This window comes from Lysinibacillus sp. YS11, from assembly GCF_002896375.1.
Taxonomy (GTDB): Bacteria; Bacillota; Bacilli; order Bacillales_A; family Planococcaceae; genus Lysinibacillus; species Lysinibacillus capsici.
Genome location: NZ_CP026007.1, coordinates 374,097 through 391,486 on the forward strand (window position 1 = coordinate 374,097; position 17,390 = coordinate 391,486).

The 17,390-nt window shown below is 35.5% G+C and carries 23 protein-coding genes and 1 other RNA gene; 12 read left to right on the forward strand and 12 right to left on the reverse strand.

The annotated features are described in order from the left end of the window. Positions 1–17 precede the first annotated feature (17 nt). Positions 18–797 carry a YqhG family protein gene (locus LBYS11_RS01765; protein WP_103117350.1) on the forward strand — a complete coding sequence of 260 codons (780 nt, stop codon included), beginning with the start codon at positions 18–20 and terminating at the stop codon, positions 795–797. Between the two features lie 40 nt (positions 798–837). Here LBYS11_RS01765 and LBYS11_RS01770 read toward each other — a convergent pair whose 3' ends face one another. Together LBYS11_RS01770 and LBYS11_RS01775 are read right to left on the reverse strand one after the other, a co-directional pair. Beyond that, entirely contained in the window at positions 838–1,158 is a 321-nt protein-coding gene (locus tag LBYS11_RS01770; protein WP_054549042.1) for an ArsR/SmtB family transcription factor, read from the reverse strand. Further along, on the reverse strand, positions 1,158–1,580 hold the full coding sequence (locus tag LBYS11_RS01775) for an SRPBCC family protein (RefSeq protein WP_048393204.1): 423 nt from the start codon (positions 1,578–1,580) through the stop codon (positions 1,158–1,160). The genes LBYS11_RS01770 and LBYS11_RS01775 overlap by 1 nt, the downstream gene beginning before the upstream one ends. Before the next feature lie 192 nt (positions 1,581–1,772). On the opposite strand from LBYS11_RS01775, the gene LBYS11_RS01780 reads away from it, so the two are divergent. Next, positions 1,773–2,411: a LysE family translocator gene (locus tag LBYS11_RS01780; RefSeq protein WP_066038411.1), complete on the forward strand. Its 639-nt coding sequence runs from the start codon at positions 1,773–1,775 to the stop codon at positions 2,409–2,411. Between the two features lie 271 nt (positions 2,412–2,682). Here the strand turns inward: LBYS11_RS01780 and LBYS11_RS01785 are convergent, their stop codons facing one another. Beyond that, a complete protein-coding gene (locus LBYS11_RS01785; RefSeq protein ID WP_048393208.1) occupies positions 2,683–3,366 on the reverse strand; it encodes a hypothetical protein in 684 nt (227 codons plus the stop codon). 241 nt (positions 3,367–3,607) lie between these two features. Between LBYS11_RS01785 and LBYS11_RS01790 the strand changes: the two genes are divergently transcribed. The 5 genes from LBYS11_RS01790 (at position 3,608) to ytxJ (ending at position 6,870) form a co-directional block, all read left to right on the forward strand. Continuing rightward, positions 3,608–4,516, forward strand: a complete 909-nt coding sequence (locus LBYS11_RS01790; RefSeq protein ID WP_048393210.1) for a LysR family transcriptional regulator — start codon at positions 3,608–3,610, stop codon at positions 4,514–4,516. 83 nt (positions 4,517–4,599) lie between these two features. After that, a complete protein-coding gene (locus LBYS11_RS01795) occupies positions 4,600–5,307 on the forward strand; it encodes a CoA transferase subunit A (protein WP_004229828.1) in 708 nt (235 codons plus the stop codon). Next, positions 5,304–5,945, forward strand: a complete 642-nt coding sequence (locus tag LBYS11_RS01800; RefSeq protein WP_304413723.1) for a 3-oxoacid CoA-transferase subunit B — start codon at positions 5,304–5,306, stop codon at positions 5,943–5,945. Before LBYS11_RS01795 ends, LBYS11_RS01800 begins: the two co-directional genes overlap by 4 nt. A 70-nt stretch (positions 5,946–6,015) precedes the next feature. Continuing rightward, a complete protein-coding gene (locus tag LBYS11_RS01805; protein ID WP_054549048.1) occupies positions 6,016–6,429 on the forward strand; it encodes a VOC family protein in 414 nt (137 codons plus the stop codon). Positions 6,430–6,525: 96 nt separating this feature from the next. Then, the gene (gene ytxJ, locus LBYS11_RS01810) at positions 6,526–6,870 is read left to right on the forward strand and encodes a bacillithiol system redox-active protein YtxJ (RefSeq protein ID WP_066038413.1); all 345 of its coding nucleotides are present in this window, start codon (positions 6,526–6,528) and stop codon (positions 6,868–6,870) included. Positions 6,871–6,892: 22 nt separating this feature from the next. On the opposite strand, the gene LBYS11_RS01815 is transcribed toward ytxJ, so the two are convergent. Next, a complete protein-coding gene (locus LBYS11_RS01815; protein WP_231595654.1) occupies positions 6,893–7,357 on the reverse strand; it encodes a hypothetical protein in 465 nt (154 codons plus the stop codon). A gap of 220 nt (positions 7,358–7,577) precedes the next feature. Here LBYS11_RS01815 and LBYS11_RS01820 point away from each other — a divergent pair, with 220 nt between their 5' ends. Beyond that, the gene (locus LBYS11_RS01820) at positions 7,578–7,856 is read left to right on the forward strand and encodes a hypothetical protein (RefSeq protein WP_233732356.1); all 279 of its coding nucleotides are present in this window, start codon (positions 7,578–7,580) and stop codon (positions 7,854–7,856) included. 80 nt (positions 7,857–7,936) lie between these two features. Here the strand turns inward: LBYS11_RS01820 and LBYS11_RS01825 are convergent, their stop codons facing one another. After that, positions 7,937–8,542 carry a stalk domain-containing protein gene (locus LBYS11_RS01825; protein WP_103117351.1) on the reverse strand — a complete coding sequence of 202 codons (606 nt, stop codon included), beginning with the start codon at positions 8,540–8,542 and terminating at the stop codon, positions 7,937–7,939. A gap of 217 nt (positions 8,543–8,759) precedes the next feature. On the opposite strand from LBYS11_RS01825, the gene LBYS11_RS01830 reads away from it, so the two are divergent. Continuing rightward, the gene (locus LBYS11_RS01830) at positions 8,760–9,140 is read left to right on the forward strand and encodes a helix-turn-helix domain-containing protein (protein ID WP_103117352.1); all 381 of its coding nucleotides are present in this window, start codon (positions 8,760–8,762) and stop codon (positions 9,138–9,140) included. A gap of 23 nt (positions 9,141–9,163) precedes the next feature. Beyond that, the gene (locus LBYS11_RS23405; protein WP_233732359.1) at positions 9,164–9,367 is read left to right on the forward strand and encodes a hypothetical protein; all 204 of its coding nucleotides are present in this window, start codon (positions 9,164–9,166) and stop codon (positions 9,365–9,367) included. 508 nt (positions 9,368–9,875) lie between these two features. Here the strand turns inward: LBYS11_RS23405 and ssrS are convergent. Continuing rightward, positions 9,876–10,068: non-coding RNA, 6S RNA (gene ssrS / locus LBYS11_RS01835), on the reverse strand. Between the two features lie 247 nt (positions 10,069–10,315). On the opposite strand from ssrS, the gene LBYS11_RS01840 reads away from it, so the two are divergent. Further along, positions 10,316–10,654, forward strand: coding sequence for a zinc ribbon domain-containing protein YjdM (locus tag LBYS11_RS01840; protein ID WP_048393229.1), 339 nt, complete (start codon positions 10,316–10,318; stop codon positions 10,652–10,654). A 52-nt stretch (positions 10,655–10,706) separates the two neighbouring features. On the opposite strand, the gene LBYS11_RS01845 is transcribed toward LBYS11_RS01840, so the two are convergent. Both LBYS11_RS01845 and LBYS11_RS01850 read right to left on the reverse strand, forming a co-directional pair. Next, the gene (locus LBYS11_RS01845) at positions 10,707–11,219 is read right to left on the reverse strand and encodes a zf-HC2 domain-containing protein (RefSeq protein ID WP_048393231.1); all 513 of its coding nucleotides are present in this window, start codon (positions 11,217–11,219) and stop codon (positions 10,707–10,709) included. Positions 11,220–11,322: 103 nt separating this feature from the next. Further along, positions 11,323–11,961: a YfbR-like 5'-deoxynucleotidase gene (locus tag LBYS11_RS01850; protein ID WP_081010946.1), complete on the reverse strand. Its 639-nt coding sequence runs from the start codon at positions 11,959–11,961 to the stop codon at positions 11,323–11,325. A 171-nt stretch (positions 11,962–12,132) separates the two neighbouring features. On the opposite strand from LBYS11_RS01850, the gene LBYS11_RS01855 reads away from it, so the two are divergent. Next, a complete protein-coding gene (locus tag LBYS11_RS01855) occupies positions 12,133–12,573 on the forward strand; it encodes a hypothetical protein (protein WP_048393233.1) in 441 nt (146 codons plus the stop codon). A 418-nt stretch (positions 12,574–12,991) separates the two neighbouring features. On the opposite strand, the gene LBYS11_RS01860 is transcribed toward LBYS11_RS01855, so the two are convergent. The 4 genes from LBYS11_RS01860 to LBYS11_RS01875 form a co-directional block, all read right to left on the reverse strand. Then, on the reverse strand, positions 12,992–14,833 hold the full coding sequence (locus LBYS11_RS01860) for an FtsX-like permease family protein (protein WP_103117353.1): 1,842 nt from the start codon (positions 14,831–14,833) through the stop codon (positions 12,992–12,994). Beyond that, complete coding sequence (locus LBYS11_RS01865; protein WP_103117354.1) at positions 14,823–15,584, reverse strand: ABC transporter ATP-binding protein; 762 nt, start codon at positions 15,582–15,584, stop codon at positions 14,823–14,825. The genes LBYS11_RS01860 and LBYS11_RS01865 overlap by 11 nt, the downstream gene beginning before the upstream one ends. Positions 15,585–15,687: 103 nt before the next feature. Further along, a complete protein-coding gene (locus LBYS11_RS01870; RefSeq protein ID WP_103117355.1) occupies positions 15,688–16,674 on the reverse strand; it encodes a sensor histidine kinase in 987 nt (328 codons plus the stop codon). Continuing rightward, entirely contained in the window at positions 16,671–17,360 is a 690-nt protein-coding gene (locus LBYS11_RS01875; RefSeq protein ID WP_066038418.1) for a response regulator transcription factor, read from the reverse strand. The genes LBYS11_RS01870 and LBYS11_RS01875 overlap by 4 nt, the downstream gene beginning before the upstream one ends. Positions 17,361–17,390: the final 30 nt, after the last annotated feature.

The following is a 17,390-nucleotide window of genomic DNA, read 5'->3' on the forward strand; positions in this document are numbered from 1 at the left end:
GGTAGGGAGGTGCAGCTATGTATCCACAGCAAGTTCACCACTATTTAAAGGAATTTTTTATGGAGAATGACTGTGCAATTTTAGGAGAAGAGAATCATTATCTAACCGTTCAATTAACGATAGACATAGATAAAAGAATTATGAATAGGCCATTTTATTGGCAATATGTTGAAGCAACGAATAGCGAACCAAATCCAGCGCAAGTAACCTTTATTACAAATCAAACAGCAATGGCTGGTAATTTATTTGGGGAAGCTATTCATTACGGCTCTCCACGTTTAAATCAGATATTTTTAGCTACAAGGGAACTAGGATCTTATGTTCAGTTGTTTGAAAAAGTGGATCGTGATATGGGGCAGGTTATTTTAACACCCTGGTTAGGTGTTAACTTTAAAGTTTCGTATTGCTGTGATCGTACAAAAGAAATGCTTTACTCATTTGGCATTAATTTATTGACGGGCGTCATCAAGGAGGGTTTTCATGAAAGGATTTGTTCTTCGGACTTTAACATAGAACCTGAAGAAAATGTATTTCATGTGCAATATATTATTAAGCCTGCCAGAGCACTGGAAAGATTGAAAGCTACAATTGAGTCAATTATTGAGCAGGATGACCATTCCTGGGCAACGGAAGCACAAAAACGATGGCAACGTGATCAACGTGTATTGGATTATTTTTATGAGGATATAGAAGATAAACCAGAGTGTTATGAAATTGAAAGAAAAGCATTAGAGGAGCAATATGAAGCAAAAATTAAAATAGAAGTCATTAATGGGGGATTATTTTATCTCTTTTAAATGAGGAGCTGTCTTACAAAAGGACAGCTCTTTTTCTGCTTTAATGATCTTCAACCATGCTTTGAAGCTGAGCCAATTTATTATCCCAAAATAAATGAAAGTATTGGAGCCAATCTTCAATCTCCTTTAAACGCTCCCTATGCAACGTATAGATTTTTTCACGACCTTTTTTTTGAGCAGAGATTAGCTCCGCCTGTTCCAATATTTTTAAATGCTTTACAACAGCCGTTCGACTAATCGTAAAATGCTCAGTAATATTGGAAATAGGTCTGTCGCTTGCTGCAAGGAGCTGTAAAACGCTTCTTCTTGTGGGATCAGCTATTGCTTGAAAAATATCATACTTTATGGCTGCTTCAGTCATTAGAATTCAGCAGCCTCTTTTAATTTATGATTAATAATCATTGTCCATCCGTTATCCATATTAGTACGTACGGCTTCAGTAGCAGTGTTTGCTTTAGGAATAATATGTGAAGCTTCCTTCCAGCCACCATGTGTTAAAGTAAATTCAGTATGCTCGCCTACTTCTTTTAACTCAAAAGTTACGAACCAGCCATCTTGATCCCAAGCAAATCGTAGAAAGTGTGGTGCATCTACACGTTCTACTTTACAGGGTGATGGGCCGAACGGTGATTGAATAGTGAATTCGTATCCTTCGATAGGTTGAAAATCATTTGGCATAAACCAAGCAGCTATTTTGTCAGCTGTTGCGACAGTCTCCCAAACTTTTTCGATAGGGGCATTTAATGTAATTGTTTTGACAATATCCTGTAATTTTTCAGTCATGTTCTATTACTCCTTTTTCAACGTTATTAAGTCCACTAGCAGAGGAATCTGTATAAAATATAACCATAGGGTGTTATGAATATATAACACCCTACGGTTATATGTCAACGGAAAAATTTTGTATCTTTCTGTTGGACTTGGCGTATGTTACAATTACTTTTATAATTTTCTGACAGAAAGGGTGGGCGTAATATGGTCAATATATCTGTATTCTTAGTTATGTGCATTTTACTTATTATTTTACCTGGCCCTGATACAGCGATTGCAACAAAAAACACACTGACTGTAAGTAGAAAGGGCGGTTTACAAACAATCATAGGTTCTTGTTGCGGTTTATTAATTCATACTTGTGCGGCTGTTATTGGACTTTCGGCGATTATTGTAAAATCCGCCTATATATTTGCTGTTTTAAAATATGTTGGTGCGGTTTATTTATGTTATTTAGGAATCAAAACCTTGTGGACACTTCGAACAATTCGAACACAATCTCCAGTTGTAGACGATGTAGGAAGTATAGAACACAAATATTCCCACCAATCTTGCTTTAAACAAGGGTTTCTCACAAATGTGACAAATCCAAAGGTCGCCGTATTTTTCCTAACATTTCTCCCTCAATTTGTAGATGGAAATAGTGGAACATTTTTTCCTTTTTTAATAATGGGTCTAATTTACACAGCATTAACAATGCTATGGTTTATCTTCTACGTGTACCTTTTAGATCGAATTAGTGCATTTATGAAAAAGCCATCAACTAAGGCAGTAATTGAAGGATTAACAGGTGCAATATTAATTGCATTTGGCATTAAATTAGCATTAGAAAAAGCTCACTAAAAAATACACCACCTTATTAGAGTTATTTTTTACTATAAAGGTGGTGTATTTTTTGTTGGCACTTAATAAGATAAGGTCATTTCTCTTTGAAAAATTTTTATTTAAGTTGGCTTATATTTGTCAAGGTTTTTAAGTCTTTTTTGTAAAAAATTTTTCTTTTCTGCACGCTTTTTATAGAGAGAAAAAGATTTTATAACAAATAAAACTACTAGTATGCTGACAATCAATGAAATAAATGAAAATAACATCGTAAAATCCTCTATCCAATTAGTTACAAAGAAAGTTCGTTAGTAACAAAAATCTTATTCGTAATAACAAACGTTAATAATATATTTAAAGCAATTAATTTTGGTATGCCTTGTTGCTGAATAATAATGTGAGAAAACTTTAAATTAGCTATACGGTTAGCTAATGTATACTCCTCGGCTCCTGTTACTTGTCTACCATCAAGTGTACACCCTAAAACAAAATGCCCAGCATAAGAATTCTTGAGCACATAGGGATGCATGGATTGATAATGAACTTCCATGATCGTATCTGCTTCAATCATATAATGATGAGTTACTAGGAATTTTTTTAATGCGCCTTTTAGGTCAATGGCAATGGCAGTATCAGCTAGAATTGTCCGGAAATAAACAGGCACGATGTTGGCATGTTTAATATAAGGTTTCACTTCAATGCAAATTTCACCAGAATGTTGTACAAATAGCTGAACAATTGCTTGATGAATTCCATCTGTTAAAGTGACCATGGTATTTCCGAAATGAGCACTTTTAAAGAAAATACTGTCATCAGCAATATAGCCAACAGCAATATGACGATTCTCAATATGTAGCGATTTAGCTTTCACTCCTAAAACTTCCTCACAGTTCTTTAATTCATAAACATGTTGCTGAAATGTAAGACCTAAATAATGCCTATTAACTATTCGATTTTCAAGCAATTGCTTCAACATCTGTTACATCTCCAATCTTTGATAAATTATGACAATATTTATAATTGATTGTAGGTCATATAACTCTCAAAAAACTCTCCAAAAGTCGAAAAGATACGTATAATGGCAGGGGTGAAAATATCTAAATTTTATAGTTCAACACATTGCAAAGGATTAAAAAGAAAGGATGGAGAATTTATTGCTAAAGGGTAGTACTTGTAGATGCTTTTATAACAAATACGAATAAATGGAGAAGATAGTGATGGAATTAAGAGATTTAAAAGCCTTTATGGCTGTTGTTGAGCATAGGAGTTTTACAAAGGCTGCACATGATTCATTTGTATCTCAGCCTTCATTAAGCAAAAGTATCAAAAAATTAGAAGCATCATTACAAGTTGAATTGTTGAACAGATCAACGCGTAATGTAGAACTTACTGACGCAGGTAGTATTGTTTATCATCAAGGACAAAAAATAATGCATGCTGTCCAAGAACTACATATTTTGCTAGACGATTTATTAAATATTAAGACAGGTGCTATCAAATTAGGAATTCCACCTTTAATTGGAACATTATTTTTCCCAGAAATCGCTAGGGAATTTCATCAGCTATATCCTGAAGTGCATTTAGCGCTTATCGAACGTGGTGCAAAAATGGTAGAAATGCTAGTTGAAAATGGTGATGTTGATATGGGCATCGTTGTATTACCAGTAGATGAAAGGAAGTTTGCTGTTCAATCCTTTATAGAAGACCAGTTTTATGTCTTTATGAATGAATCTCACCCCTATGCACACCAGAAATCCATAGCTTTACAAGATTTAAAAAATGAAACGTTCATTATCTTTGCAGAGGAGTTCACGCTTCACGACTATATAATTAAATCCTGTGAAAGTGTTGGCTTTACACCTACAATCGGCTATAAAAGTTCACAGTGGGACTTGATTGTAGAGTTAGTATCCTCCAATCTAGGGGTTACATTGTTACCCCATTCCATTGCAGCTAAGCAAACAAATACCAATGTGAAAATAATTCCATTAGATGATTTTGAAATGCCGTGGCGTTTAGGGATTATTACGAAGAAAAATACCTATCAATCTTATGCATTAAAACAGTTACTTGAAATGATAGGTAGGAATGGGGAAAAAAGATTTATTCCATATAAGAATAAGTAGTATTCTAATTAATTCCTTTACTTGTAAAATAGCAATGATGTAGAATTTTCCTTAATAAACGAGCAATTCAGGGAGGTTTCGAGATGGGGAATGGCAAGGTATGGAGTTCGTTTGAAGAGGCGATTGCGGATATTAAGGATGGAGATACATTAGCTGTAGGTGGCTTCGGGCTATGTGGTATACCCGAAAAATCAATCGCAGCATTAGTGCAACAGGGAACAAAGGATTTAACCGTTGTCAGTAACAACTGTGGTGTAGATGACTGGGGATTGGGTCTACTATTAGCAAACAAGCAAATAAAAAAAATGGTTGCTTCTTATGTAGGAGAAAATAAGATTTTTGAACAACAATTTTTAAGTGGTGAGCTAGAAGTAGAGTTGACACCGCAAGGAACTCTTGCAGAACGTTTGCGTGCAGGTGGAGCGGGAATTCCTGGTTTTTACACAGCTACAGGGGTTGGCACACCAATTGCTGAAGGAAAAGAAGTGAAGGTTTTTGATGGCAAAGAATATATATTGGAAGAAGGTATCGTTGCTGACTTTGCGCTGGTCAAAGCATGGAAAGCCGATAAGCTAGGAAATTTAGTTTACAGAAAAACATCACGCAATTTTAATCCATTAGCTGCTATGTCTGGGAAAATTACAATAGCTGAAGTGGAGGAAATTGTAGAAGTAGGCGAGCTAGATCCTGATCATATTCATACACCAGGGGTTTTTGTACAACGTGTATTATTAGGTGAAAATTACGAGAAGCGTATTGAGCGTTTAACGGTGAAGAAGGGGGAAGCATGATGGATACAAGACAAAAAATTGTTAACCGAGCAGTAAAAGAAATAGCCAACGGTATGAATGTCAATTTAGGCATAGGTATTCCAACACTTGTGGCGAATGCGATCCCAACCGATTATGACGTACTCTTACAATCCGAAAACGGACTTCTCGGTATTGGTCCTTATCCAGTAGAAGATGCAGTAGATCCTGATTTAATCAATGCAGGTAAAGAAACAGTTACGGCAGTTCCAGGGGCATCCTTCTTTGACAGTGCAGAATCATTTGCAATGATTCGAGGTGGACATATTGACCTTGCCATCTTAGGAGGTATGGAGGTATCTGAAACAGGAGACCTTGCTAACTGGATGATTCCGGGGAAAATGGTGAAGGGCATGGGTGGCGCAATGGACCTTGTCGTTGGTGCAAAGAGAGTGATTGTCGTCATGGAGCATGTGAATAAAAATGGTGAATCTAAAATAAAAAAACAATGTGAACTGCCACTAACGGGTAAAGGTGTCGTACATCGATTAATTACAGATTTGGCTGTATTTGATTTTACGAAAGAGGGCATGCAACTGATAGAATTAGCAGATGGTGTTTCTTTAGAGGAAGTAAAAGAGAAAACAGATGCTTCTTTTAGCGTTGCTCTTATCCAATAACTTCAGACTTAGGACTGTTTCCAGCGTTATGGTCTCATTTTACAATAGTCTAAAAGGGGATTTCATAACAATGGAACAGCAATGGACAAATGAATTAGCAGTCGCACAGGTGCGTGTGGCAAGACCAACCGATCAGCTAAAGGAAGTAGAACGATTTTACTGTGAAGGTGTCGGATTAAAGAAAATTGGTTCGTTTACAGAACATCGTGGCTATAATGGTTTAATGATTGGTCTTCCAGATGCAGGTTATCACTTAGAATTTACTGAGCATAGTGACGGTAGCCCTTGTCCAGCACCAAGTAAGGACAATCTTCTCGTACTTTATATCCCAAACAGAGATACCATTCGTCATATTGCCGAACGTCTTGCGCTCATGGGATATCCCGAAGTTGAGCCTGAAAATCCATATTGGGCTGAGAAAGGGGTAACCATTGAAGACCCTGATGGCTGGCGTCTAGTATTCATGAATACGGAAGGCATTTAAATAGAAAATTTTAAGCACGAGCACGTATGTAGTCTCGTGTTTTTTTGTAACCTAAAATACCCCTTGTAGTATATAATCTGTTTAGGGGGTTACTAAATGCAACGAATAACGACATTAAACAAATGGTGCGAGGTTTTAGAGCAATCGAAGTTCAAACCTTGTCTTGTGTTAAAAATTAGCATGACATGTATAAGTAGTATTTCAGCATTAAAGGAATATAAAGAATTACAAACGGAATTGCCTAAATATCTTGTCATTGTACAAATGGATCGGGTAATTTCAAATGCTATTGCCTGTGATCTTCAAGTGAAGCACGAATCTCCTCAACTAATAATCCTGCAGGGTGGGAAAGGAATTTGGCAAGCAACTCACTACAAAATAAAGCACTCTCTTTTGGAAAACGCTATAGAACAATATGTAAAAAAAGATACTCCACAATAGGCTGTGGGGTATCTTTATGTGATTAATCTTCTAAAGCCTCATCTTCATGATAATTTGTAGCGCTAGACTCTATATCGACCTGTAGATAATTGGCCCAGTCTATTTTGTGAAAATCCTCTTCACTAAAATAAATATTCAAAACCTCAGTCATTGTTTTGTCCCCATCAGGTTCAGTGAGAGGAGCAAACCAAGTAATAGCAGGTGTCTTCACATTTTCTAATTTGGACAAATCAGCAAAAATTTTAGTAGAATCCTTTAGCATTTGGCTTTTCGATCCTTCTGTTACATCTGTATCTTGAATGGAAATTGTGACAACACCGTCTTTTGATTCATCCACAGAGAATTCGTTTTTCACAATCGCGCCTACAATATCTTCAACATTCGTATTTTGATCGACTGCCACTTCCTTTGGTTCAGCGCTCTTTCCACAAGCTACTAACAGTAGTGGAGTAAAAACCAATAGATAAATTATTTTCTTCAATGTCATAACCTCCCTTGTTACTCCATCTATGCGCAAAATGGGAGGGAATTATACAAAATACAAGAAGGTTGTCCTTACTTTTTATGAATGGTTAGGAAGTGATTGAATAAGGAGAAGAGGAAAGAGTAGGTTGAATATAAAAAAGCACCTGAACCTAAATAGCTAAGGTACTGTATCAATCATGTATAAAAAGCCGAATTCTGAAGGTGTCAGATGAAAACAGATTTTGAATTTCTTTAAACAATTTGGAGTTGATCCTACAAAAGAAGCCGAAGTTTGGAGAGCAATCCCCAATAAGGATGGATATGATACTTATAGTGCAAATTATCATTTTATAGGTTTTATAGAGGGTAAGGATGATATAGATTGGATTCATATAGGAGAAGCATCTTTTGGACTTGCCAATCATGATGGAGATTTACCAAGTCCCATGATTCCAAGGACTTTCTCAAAACCAATAGTAGAATTAGCTGTAAGGATAACAATGCCTAATTTGGAGATTTAATGTGGAAAAATTTTGTTTATAAATTAAACCATGAAAGCCCAGGTACTCAATTAAGTTTGAGCCTGGGCTTTTTGCGTTTATTATTTTTGAATCTTTACATCATTAAAACGATAGGATTCCCAACCTGCATTTAATACAACGTTAATTTTATCTGTAGATACTGGTTTGAAAAATATCACTGAACTCTCTGTTACTCCAGGTTCAATGTAACTCGCTGCTTTTGCTACGTCCTTATCATAGTATCTGGCAAAGTTAAAATCAAAGTCATATTCATATTGTTTTCCGTTAGCGATAATCTTAGAGAGACTATCCCCGGTCATAGCTTCTTTTTTTGAGTTATTTATATATGTTACAAAAACTTTAAGTGAATCTGCATCTTGGGTAATTTTATCAACTTTAACTGTAATATTACCAATTGTTTGTGTTAATCCATTCTGAGTGTTAGTTGTTCCAGTGACATTAGATGTAACAGCATACGTTTTAGTTTTGTTATCGTAAGTCACTTTTCCCCCAAAAAGGTCTGTAACAGCATTTAAAGGTACATATGCTTGATTATTAATTACCTGCACATCGATAGATTGTTTTTTGCCATCAAAAGTAAAATTGTATTTAGTTGCAGCGTAAGCACCCATACTAAAAGTTAAAAGTAAAATTAATACACTAAATAATACTGTTGTTTTTTTCAAATTAAATTCCCCCTTTTTTAACTATAATAGGAAATTTAATGAGATTTGTACATAATAAAAAACAGACAACCAATATTAGTTATCTGTAACCTAAAACTTGCGTCCATCCTCTAAAACGAAATGAGCCTCATATTTTGCATCTAAAGCGTTTGCAATCTCCTCTAATTCATTTTCACTAAAATTAGCAACTTATAAAACATTTGAATCAGTAGCAGACATGGACACAGCAGTTGAGGAACACATTGCGGCTCATTACTATGATTTAACAGAATCAGAACGTGCCATCGTTTTCAAACTTGCTTCTCATAGCTTAGAACATCCAGGAGCTTGTCATTTGAAAGCTGCCACAATTGCAGCAGCATTGGAGATCAGCACAAAGACAGTTTATCGGGCTATTTCAAAACTGGAATCGTTAGGGATCGTTAAGAAAGAAACCACTGTAAAAAGCAAAAGTGGACAAGGAGCAAGCATCTACATTATTTTGCCTTACAATGTCCCACCGTCAATGTGCGAGCGTGGAAATGCTGAAAAGCCTTGTGAGAGTAAGGTTGAAGCGCAACAATCTGAAAACCAATCATCTAAATCTTTTAAGTTCTAAACAAGCAAATAATATTATGAGTCTTGGCAAATGAATTACCTTTGCAAGCTGAAAAGAAAAAGGCATACATGGAGTACCAAGTAATGCTATACGATTTCATGCACTCGATGCCTTTACAAGATGAATTGAAAGATCAACTTCACAAATGTATCTTGGCTACAAAAATGAACGATATACGTGATTTTGTGAATGGTACATTAACTATCACTATATCACTAGTACATTAAGAGCTGTATTTGTAAGGGCGTTTAACAAGGCTGTAGAACGTTCTAGTATGAAGGTGACTAATTCATCATCTATAGAAGAAACAGCAGATAGAGAGCGTCCAGTACTTTTTATAATTGGCTGAATAAGCGTGATAGTCGAACAGAAATATGTAGTAGACCAAACTTAGAAAACTGGCTGGAATGATGAAAGGGGAAATAAAATATGACTCATTTTGAATATATGGAACTGCAGGGGCAATTAACAATTTTTGATTTGGAAGATCAATATGAGGAAATGAAATTTAAGAAGGAATCCAAAATGTTAATAAGCCTGTTGATAAAAAAATGTATATTGAGCCTCGCATGAGAGTGTATATTGTGCGGAGATAAACAAGCGTTTAATTTTAATTACCAATAATTATAATGAGGTTTAACCCCAATTTAACCCCATTGGCTATTTTGGGATGAAAAAAGCACCTTAACCAATTTGGCTAAGATGCTGTAGAAACCTTGATATAACACTATTTAAGTAAAAGCCGCGTATGCCGTAGTTATTATAGAAAGTTTTAAACCACCACTCCTCAAAGTGGGTGTTCGCAGAAGTTTTCCTGCTTATCCTCATGCACCGTAGTGTGAGGCCCGTCATTCCAACTCCAATAATAAAACTCCCTTTTACAGCTTAAAGGTTAAAACTTAATATTATACGAACAATGCAGCCTTTATGGATATAATAAAGCATGATTGATAAACATGCAAGTAAGATGATAATGGCAAATTAGTCAATGGGCAAGTGTTCCAAATAGCGTTATAAACATCTTGTACTACCTTCAAAAAGGTGCTGATGTTTCATATTTTTTTCACAAATGCGAACGGAAAATACGAACAACCTTTGCTAAATAAGGTCGACTATGTAAAGATAGGAGCATAAAGAGGATTTTCCTAGTAAAAATATAAAAGGAGGAAGCAAAAATGGCAGCTTATCCAAATTGTCCAAAATGTCATTCAGAATATACATATGAGGATGGAGCAAATTATGTATGTCCAGAATGTGCGCATGAATGGAGTATGGACGCAACTGAACAGGAATCAGATGCACTTATTGTAAAAGATGCAAATGGTAATCTGTTAGCTGACGGCGATTCAGTTACTGTTATTAAGGATTTAAAGGTGAAGGGCAGTTCTTCCACTTTAAAAATTGGGACAAAGGTAAAAAGTATTCGTCTAGTGGAAGGCGATCATAATATCGACTGTAAAATTGATGGCTTTGGTGCCATGAAATTAAAATCAGAATTTGTGAAAAAGGCCTAACAAACAAAATGCACCTCAACTTTGGTAAAAAAGTTCAAAGGTGCTTTTTTGTTTATTGAAAAACCCTACGTAATAGAATGGCAAAAGCTGCGCCAATTAAAGCGAAAATGGTATGTAAAAGTGCGATGTAGCCAGCTCCAATCACAAGCGCCCCTATTTCAGTTAAAGAAAAGATTGTAATATAGAGCTCATTATTAAGATTATTAATGATAGCCCAAACGAATACAGGCAAAGAGCTTATGATAAAAACAATCCAGATATTTTTATAGAAAAGGTAAGAAAGACAGCCGAAAAGAGCATATGAGATGACAAAGCCCTTTTGATTGCCAAGTAAGGACGAGTTAATGGCAAACATAAAGGATAATACAATAAATATGATATGAAAAAAGGATACTGTTCTTTTCATGGGTAAGTATGCGTTCTGAGTTGATGAATTGGCTACAAGCTGCTGACATTGCTGACAAGTTGTTAGATGCTGTTCGACAAATTCTATTGTTGATGCTTGAAGCAGTTGTTTTTTATAAAGAGGTATTAAATCTTCTATAATTGAGCATTCCTGTGACAATACTTTCCCTCCATTCAATCTCTCCTCATTATACGACTTTTTGCGGAAAATAAAAAAAGCCTTCCGTGAATTTTTCAATCGGAAAACTTGTACATGCACCCTATTAGTTTGATGTTAATACTTCATTTGTTAATGCTTGAATATCGATATGTGTTTTTTCCTTTACTGCATCCTTTAAAATTTCTGTGCGGAAATAGTGGACGGTCGCTTCAAGTGGAATCGCCAACAGTTTTGAAAGGGCTGATTGATACATATAGACAAATTCTTTGTCAGTATTACCACGCTTTAATTCTGCGAAAGCCTCATAAAACTGGTCGAGTTTATCCGCAAATTCAAGTAGCCGACCCTCTAAAGTCTGATCCTTTCCTTCTTTCATCCGTTCAAAGAAAATAGCCTGAAATTCTTGAGGGATTTCATTGATAATGAATTTTTCCATCATCTTTTCTTCCACATGTGCGAGCATTTGCTTTAACTCTGGGCTAGCATGTTTTACTGGTGTCTTAATGTCACCAATAAACACTTCCGCAAAGTCATGATTGATTGTCTTTTCATATAAAGATTTCCAATCAACTGTTGCACCGTGCATTTCTTCTAACGTTGCGAAAAACATCGCATATTGGGACACTTTCCAAGAATGGGCTGCCACGTTGTGCTCTTCAAATTTGAAGCGACCAGGGCAACGAATAATACGCTCTAAATCATTAAGACTTGTGAAAAATTGATGAATTCCTATAAAAATCACTCCTTTTTGTTCTATAAGTGCATGTTACTATAAACAATACCCTCTTTATACGTTTTTCAAACAATTTAACAATGATTCAGGCTGTGTTTACAAAGGATTCACAATTGCTGATAAAGTAAATTCAGCTGAATGCTATAATGAAGGGGACTGATGAAAAGGGGAGTACACAGTATGTTTTCCATTTATACACTTCTTCTTTATATACATATTTTAAGTGCTATTCTTTCGATTGGGCCTTTGTTCGTTGTGCTAACCATTGTAAAAAAAATGCGCATAGCTTCCATGGATGACATGCCACCATATATAGAAGCCTTTAAGGGGGCCATTACGCTCGTCAAACATTCAGGGCATGTACTAGTAGCCTCTGGTATTTTGTTAATGTGGCATGCGGGCTATCATTGGAATACCTCGTGGATTGTATTAACCTTCCTCGTGATGTTTGCATCGATCGTATTTCTAGCAAGGGCGTTTAAACCGACGTTGCGTACTTTTAACACACCAGCATTTAATCATCTACAATTTGTTTCACTGTTGCATCGTAAAACCTGGATGTATATAGTATTATTGCTTATTATGCTATGGCTGATGGTAGCAAAGCCCGTTCTTTGGTAAAAAAGAAAATGTCATCTGCAGAAAAAGACCTTTTCACAAGGCGAGAGGTTGATTTGCGTTCCGCCAGCGTCCTTTCCAGGGGGCGTCCGATGAGCCGCTTCACTCACTTACGTTCGCTCCAAGGTCTCATCTGCGACGCTAAATCCCCTAGGAGTGACGCTGGTTCCTCTCCAATCAACCATTCTACAGAAGTGTTTTTTCCTAAGCAGCAGTAGCGATCCAATAGCCCATTATTTGAATAATGGCTTTTATTTTCAATGAGGAGAAGAGATGAATGACGACACTCCTCACTAAAATGAGTAGTTAACACCTTCACTTTATTTGAAAAACTTTGTTAAAAGCTTTTCATAAAGATTCTATTAATTGGTTTGTTTTTCAACACTATAAAAAAATCGCACCCCTTAAGGAGTGCGATTTTTTAGCTTACTAAGCGTTTAAAATAACTTTTTCGAATTAATACATAGCTAATGAGGAAAAGCACAAAGAAACAACAAGAGCTAGCTATGGAAACTTGTAAAAATGCTGTAGAAACCATTGTTTGTATAGCAAAAAGTGTAATTAGCAAGAGTGTAATAGCTATGGTGAATGGTACAAAAATAAGAATCGCCAATTCTTTAGTGATAATGGTAGCTAATTCATTTCTAGAAAGTCCTAACTTACGTATACCAATATACTTTTCCTTCTCTTGTTGTAATGTTGTTTGTAAATAGAAGTACAATATACTCATGGCTGCACTTAAGAAAATTAGACTTAACATGGAGCCGATAAAGAACATGACGCTTTTAACAAACATCTCTGTGTTATATAAATCAATTTTGGATGTTACATAACGTTCTCCAGGTAAAGAGGGTAAGTCACTGGTAATAATTTTTGCCAAATCAGTGTGGGCTGTCCAATCTTCCAGTTCATAGATATACGTTTTATAAATAGGGTAGTCAATGGTTTTGTAAATGTCATCAGGTACAATGAAATAACTTTGTTGGAAGCCGGTAGATAGTAGATTTTGCTCATGGGTGCTGGCTAGTTTGAAAGATTTTATATACAGATCGCTGGTATTGTTTGTTGTAGGCGCTACATCTCGACTGCCAGCGACGGCAATAAATTCATCTTTACTTAGTTTGTTGTCCTGATGCTGGATCAGGTTATAATCCGATAACGCCATATAGCCAATGCGTTGATCTTCGTTTGATTTAAATTCAATAAAATACCTCTGAGCTTGAACAGTTGATAAAGTATCTTCAAGATAATCAAGATCAGCCTTTACCATGTTGTCATCAGCTCTTGGATCAGCAATATATTGAAAGCTATATGGATAATTTTCTTCACTAGCCTTTTTTACATTGTAATAAGAGCTAAATAAAATACTTGTACATAGAAAGACACCGCTTAATAGGATAGTAATTAGAAACAGCATATTTGCATGTGATTTCATTTTTGCATTTAAATTGGACGCCAAAAGCATATTTGTTTTTTGAAGATAGGCAGGAGACTTTTCATATATTTTTAAAAACAAACGAAATCCTTGTGTAATAACTAAATAAATCGTACTAAGAATGCTAATAAAAAATAACAGATAATAAAGGACACTTAAAGTGTCTACAATGGAATGCTCGATTTTTAGCAAGTAAGCTAAAGTGGCAGACATCAAAATACTTAGTATTAATAACCCATAATGAGGCTTAATAGATTTCTCGATAACTGTATCGCTTTTTAAAAGTTGGATAGACGCTTCTTTATTAATGAACCTCGTAACAACTATCGATATTACAACAAATAAAATCAGAAATAATCCTATGGTTATGCTGATTGCTTGAAGAGGGATGTACATACCAAATGTTTCTGCCTTTAAAATGACTTTTGCACCCATTAAGAAAAGAGGTGTAATAACAAGGCCGAGAACGATAGCCGCCAGAATAGCTAAAAAGCCAATCAACAGATTTTCACGGAAGACCAGCTTACGAATCTGCTTCATGGAAGCCCCAGTAATCATAAATATTCCTAAGGTCTTGGTCTTCTTACGTAAAAATGCTGTGATTGAATAGGTAATGTAAATAAAAGAGAATAAATAAACGAGCATACTAGCTAGCATTAAAGAAATTCCAAGTGTAGAGTTTGGATCTAGGCTTTTCAGATTTGGATGAAAGACGATAACAGAAAATAGAAAGAAAATAATAATAGAAAACATACTACTCAAGAAGTAAGAAACATACGTCCATTTGTCACGTAAAATATTTTGAATCACAATATGATTAAAGCTCATGCTGTCCACCACCTAGAAAAGCAAGCGTGTCCATAATTTCCTGATAAAAATGCTTACGGTTGTTGCCTCGATGTATTTCGTTATATAATTTCCCATCTTTAATAAAAATAATGCGATTGGCAAAGCTTGCTACATAAGGATCATGTGTCACCATGAGAATAGCCGTATCAAGCTCTTGATTAATTGAGGAAAATAAGTTCATGACATCATTGACAGCCTTTGAATCCAAGTTTCCAGTAGGCTCGTCTGCTAACAATAAACTTGGCCCATGTATAACGGCACGAGCGATGGCTACTCGTTGTTTTTGTCCACCTGAAATTTCATAAATACGTTTCGACAATAGTTCCTCGATACCAAGAAATTGAGCGACATCCTTTAAACGTTGAAGCATTTTTGAAGCAGGTATGCTATCTAATGTTAATGGCAATAAAATATTTTCTTTCACTGTTAATGTATGCACAAGATTAAAATCCTGAAATACAAAACCTAGTTCAGAGCGTCTAAATTTGGCGAGCTCCTCATCATTTAATGCGTAAGGATTATGATTGTTTATGAAGATATCGCCAGCGGTAGGACGATCAATAGTGGATACACTATTTAAAAATGTTGTTTTCCCACTACCTGAAGGTCCCATGACAGCTACAAATTCCTGTTGTTGTAGCTGAAAATCGATACCGTTTAACGCTTTATAGGTGATCTCACCGATGTATTCCTTGTGCAAATTGTTTACTTGTAGTATTGTGTTACCCAAATTAAAACAACTCCTTTATGCTCATTAGATAACTTTAGTATAGAAAAGGAGCGGCACATAACCTATTTCTCTTGATGACGTGAAGATGACAACTTTGTCATCTTCATTTTTTAAGACTATTTGAAAAATTAATGGAAAAAGTAGTGACATGCTCAGAAGATTGTAAAGTGAAGGGGTGCTCTAGTGTAGTTAAAATCTTTTTCACTAAATATAAGCCTATACCTGTTGCTTCACCACTCGTTCGCCCCTTCATACCTGTATAAAATAAATCAAAGACTCGTGCTATTTCACTAGTAGGGATCGTCTCACCATTATTTTTTATGTGCAAAGCCGTGTTGTCATAATGGATATGAATGGTGCTTGCCATTTCACTATATTTAATGGCGTTATTTAATACTTGATAAAGTACAATTTTTAACCACTTTCGATCTGAATAAATGATTTGGTCTTCAGCAAACGTCAGCTTTGGAAAAACTTCTCTTATGATAAAGAAATCCTTCAAATCATTGATGACTTCTTGCACGAGTCCTTTTAAAATAATAGGTTCAATTTTTAAATCAGCTACTAAATGAGATGTGCGCTCATACGTTAATAACTGATTGAGGGTAAATGTCAATTTATTGCACTCTTTATTGATGGTATACCATTGTTGCAATTCATCAGTGGTCTTGTTGGGTGTAGCTTGAACGATTAATTGAATAACAGATAAAGGTGTCTTCATTTGATGTGCAAAATGTGATAGAACTAGTTGCTTCTCATGTGCTTGTTCTTCCAATCTTTGCTGTTGGGTTAAAAATAAATACTGTATTTGCCTTAGTTTTTCACTATAGTATTGCTCAATAGCTGCACGTGGTTCAAATAAATGAAGATCATCCTGTGTGTTGATATTTTTTTGTAAATGGTGATAAAACTTTCTTCTTCGATAATAACGACCAAGTAGCCACAGAATAAATAGAAAGCTGACAAGAAAAATAAAGTAGGCATAGTGTGAGGATAGGTCATCTAATACATGAATTATCCAAGGTAATAGGAGGAAGCTTATGCTATAGAGAATAATGATACTAAGATGATCTCGAAAGAATAGCTTCATTCACTTTCCTCCACTAATTGATATCCAAGACCACGGATCGTTTTAATCTCAAGTTTAGAGTGTACGGCTTCCAATTTTCTACGTAATCGACCAATATTCACAGACAAAGTATTTTCCTCAACAAAGGTTTCATCATCCCAAATAGCACTTAAAAGCTTTTGACGCGGCACTACATTAGGGTAAGCTTCGAATAATAACTTACTAAGCTGCATTTCTTTTAGCGTTAACAGGCTCTCTTTGGCTTTTGTTTGAAGACGAACTGTATCTGGATTTAATGTAGTATTGGCTATAGTTATGGTTGTTGTCTCGGTTAAAGCATATTCACCATAGGTACGCCGAAGTAGTCCATTTACTTTTGCCATGAGGACATCCAATGAAAAGGGCTTTGTGATAAAATCATCGGCTCCATTTTCAATTCCATATACTTGATCAATATCATTTACTCTGGCAGAGACAATGATGATGGGACATGTTGAGAGTTGACGGATTTTCCGTGACCAAAAATAGCCATCGTAAGTCGGGAGATTGATATCCATAATGACCAGGTGTGGTTGTATAGTATTAAATTCTTCAATAATGTGTGGAAATTGTTGTACAGTAAAGCATTCAAACTGATACTTAGCTAAATGCTCGACAATCAGTGAAGCTATATTTGCATCGTCTTCTATTATGTATATTTTGTACATACCTATCGATCCTTCCTTTATTCTATATGT

Coding starts and splice junctions, on each gene's coding strand:
- LBYS11_RS01840 (WP_048393229.1), top strand. CDS start 10,316: ATGGCAGCTTATCCAAATTGTCCAAAATGTCATTCAGAATATACATAT.
- LBYS11_RS01780 (WP_066038411.1), top strand. CDS start 1,773: ATGGTCAATATATCTGTATTCTTAGTTATGTGCATTTTACTTATTATT.
- LBYS11_RS01795 (WP_004229828.1), top strand. CDS start 4,600: ATGGGGAATGGCAAGGTATGGAGTTCGTTTGAAGAGGCGATTGCGGAT.
- LBYS11_RS01805 (WP_054549048.1), top strand. CDS start 6,016: ATGGAACAGCAATGGACAAATGAATTAGCAGTCGCACAGGTGCGTGTG.
- ytxJ (WP_066038413.1), top strand. CDS start 6,526: ATGCAACGAATAACGACATTAAACAAATGGTGCGAGGTTTTAGAGCAA.
- LBYS11_RS01830 (WP_103117352.1), top strand. CDS start 8,760: ATGGACACAGCAGTTGAGGAACACATTGCGGCTCATTACTATGATTTA.
- LBYS11_RS01770 (WP_054549042.1), bottom strand. CDS start 1,158: ATGACTGAAGCAGCCATAAAGTATGATATTTTTCAAGCAATAGCTGAT.
- LBYS11_RS01860 (WP_103117353.1), bottom strand. CDS start 14,833: ATGAGCTTTAATCATATTGTGATTCAAAATATTTTACGTGACAAATGG.
- LBYS11_RS01875 (WP_066038418.1), bottom strand. CDS start 17,360: ATGTACAAAATATACATAATAGAAGACGATGCAAATATAGCTTCACTG.
- LBYS11_RS01855 (WP_048393233.1), top strand. CDS start 12,133: ATGTTTTCCATTTATACACTTCTTCTTTATATACATATTTTAAGTGCT.
- LBYS11_RS01790 (WP_048393210.1), top strand. CDS start 3,608: ATGGAATTAAGAGATTTAAAAGCCTTTATGGCTGTTGTTGAGCATAGG.
- LBYS11_RS01765 (WP_103117350.1), top strand. CDS start 18: ATGTATCCACAGCAAGTTCACCACTATTTAAAGGAATTTTTTATGGAG.
- LBYS11_RS01785 (WP_048393208.1), bottom strand. CDS start 3,366: ATGTTGAAGCAATTGCTTGAAAATCGAATAGTTAATAGGCATTATTTA.
- LBYS11_RS01870 (WP_103117355.1), bottom strand. CDS start 16,674: ATGAAGCTATTCTTTCGAGATCATCTTAGTATCATTATTCTCTATAGC.
- LBYS11_RS01775 (WP_048393204.1), bottom strand. CDS start 1,580: ATGACTGAAAAATTACAGGATATTGTCAAAACAATTACATTAAATGCC.
- LBYS11_RS01800 (WP_304413723.1), top strand. CDS start 5,304: ATGATGGATACAAGACAAAAAATTGTTAACCGAGCAGTAAAAGAAATA.
- LBYS11_RS01815 (WP_231595654.1), bottom strand. CDS start 7,357: ATGACATTGAAGAAAATAATTTATCTATTGGTTTTTACTCCACTACTG.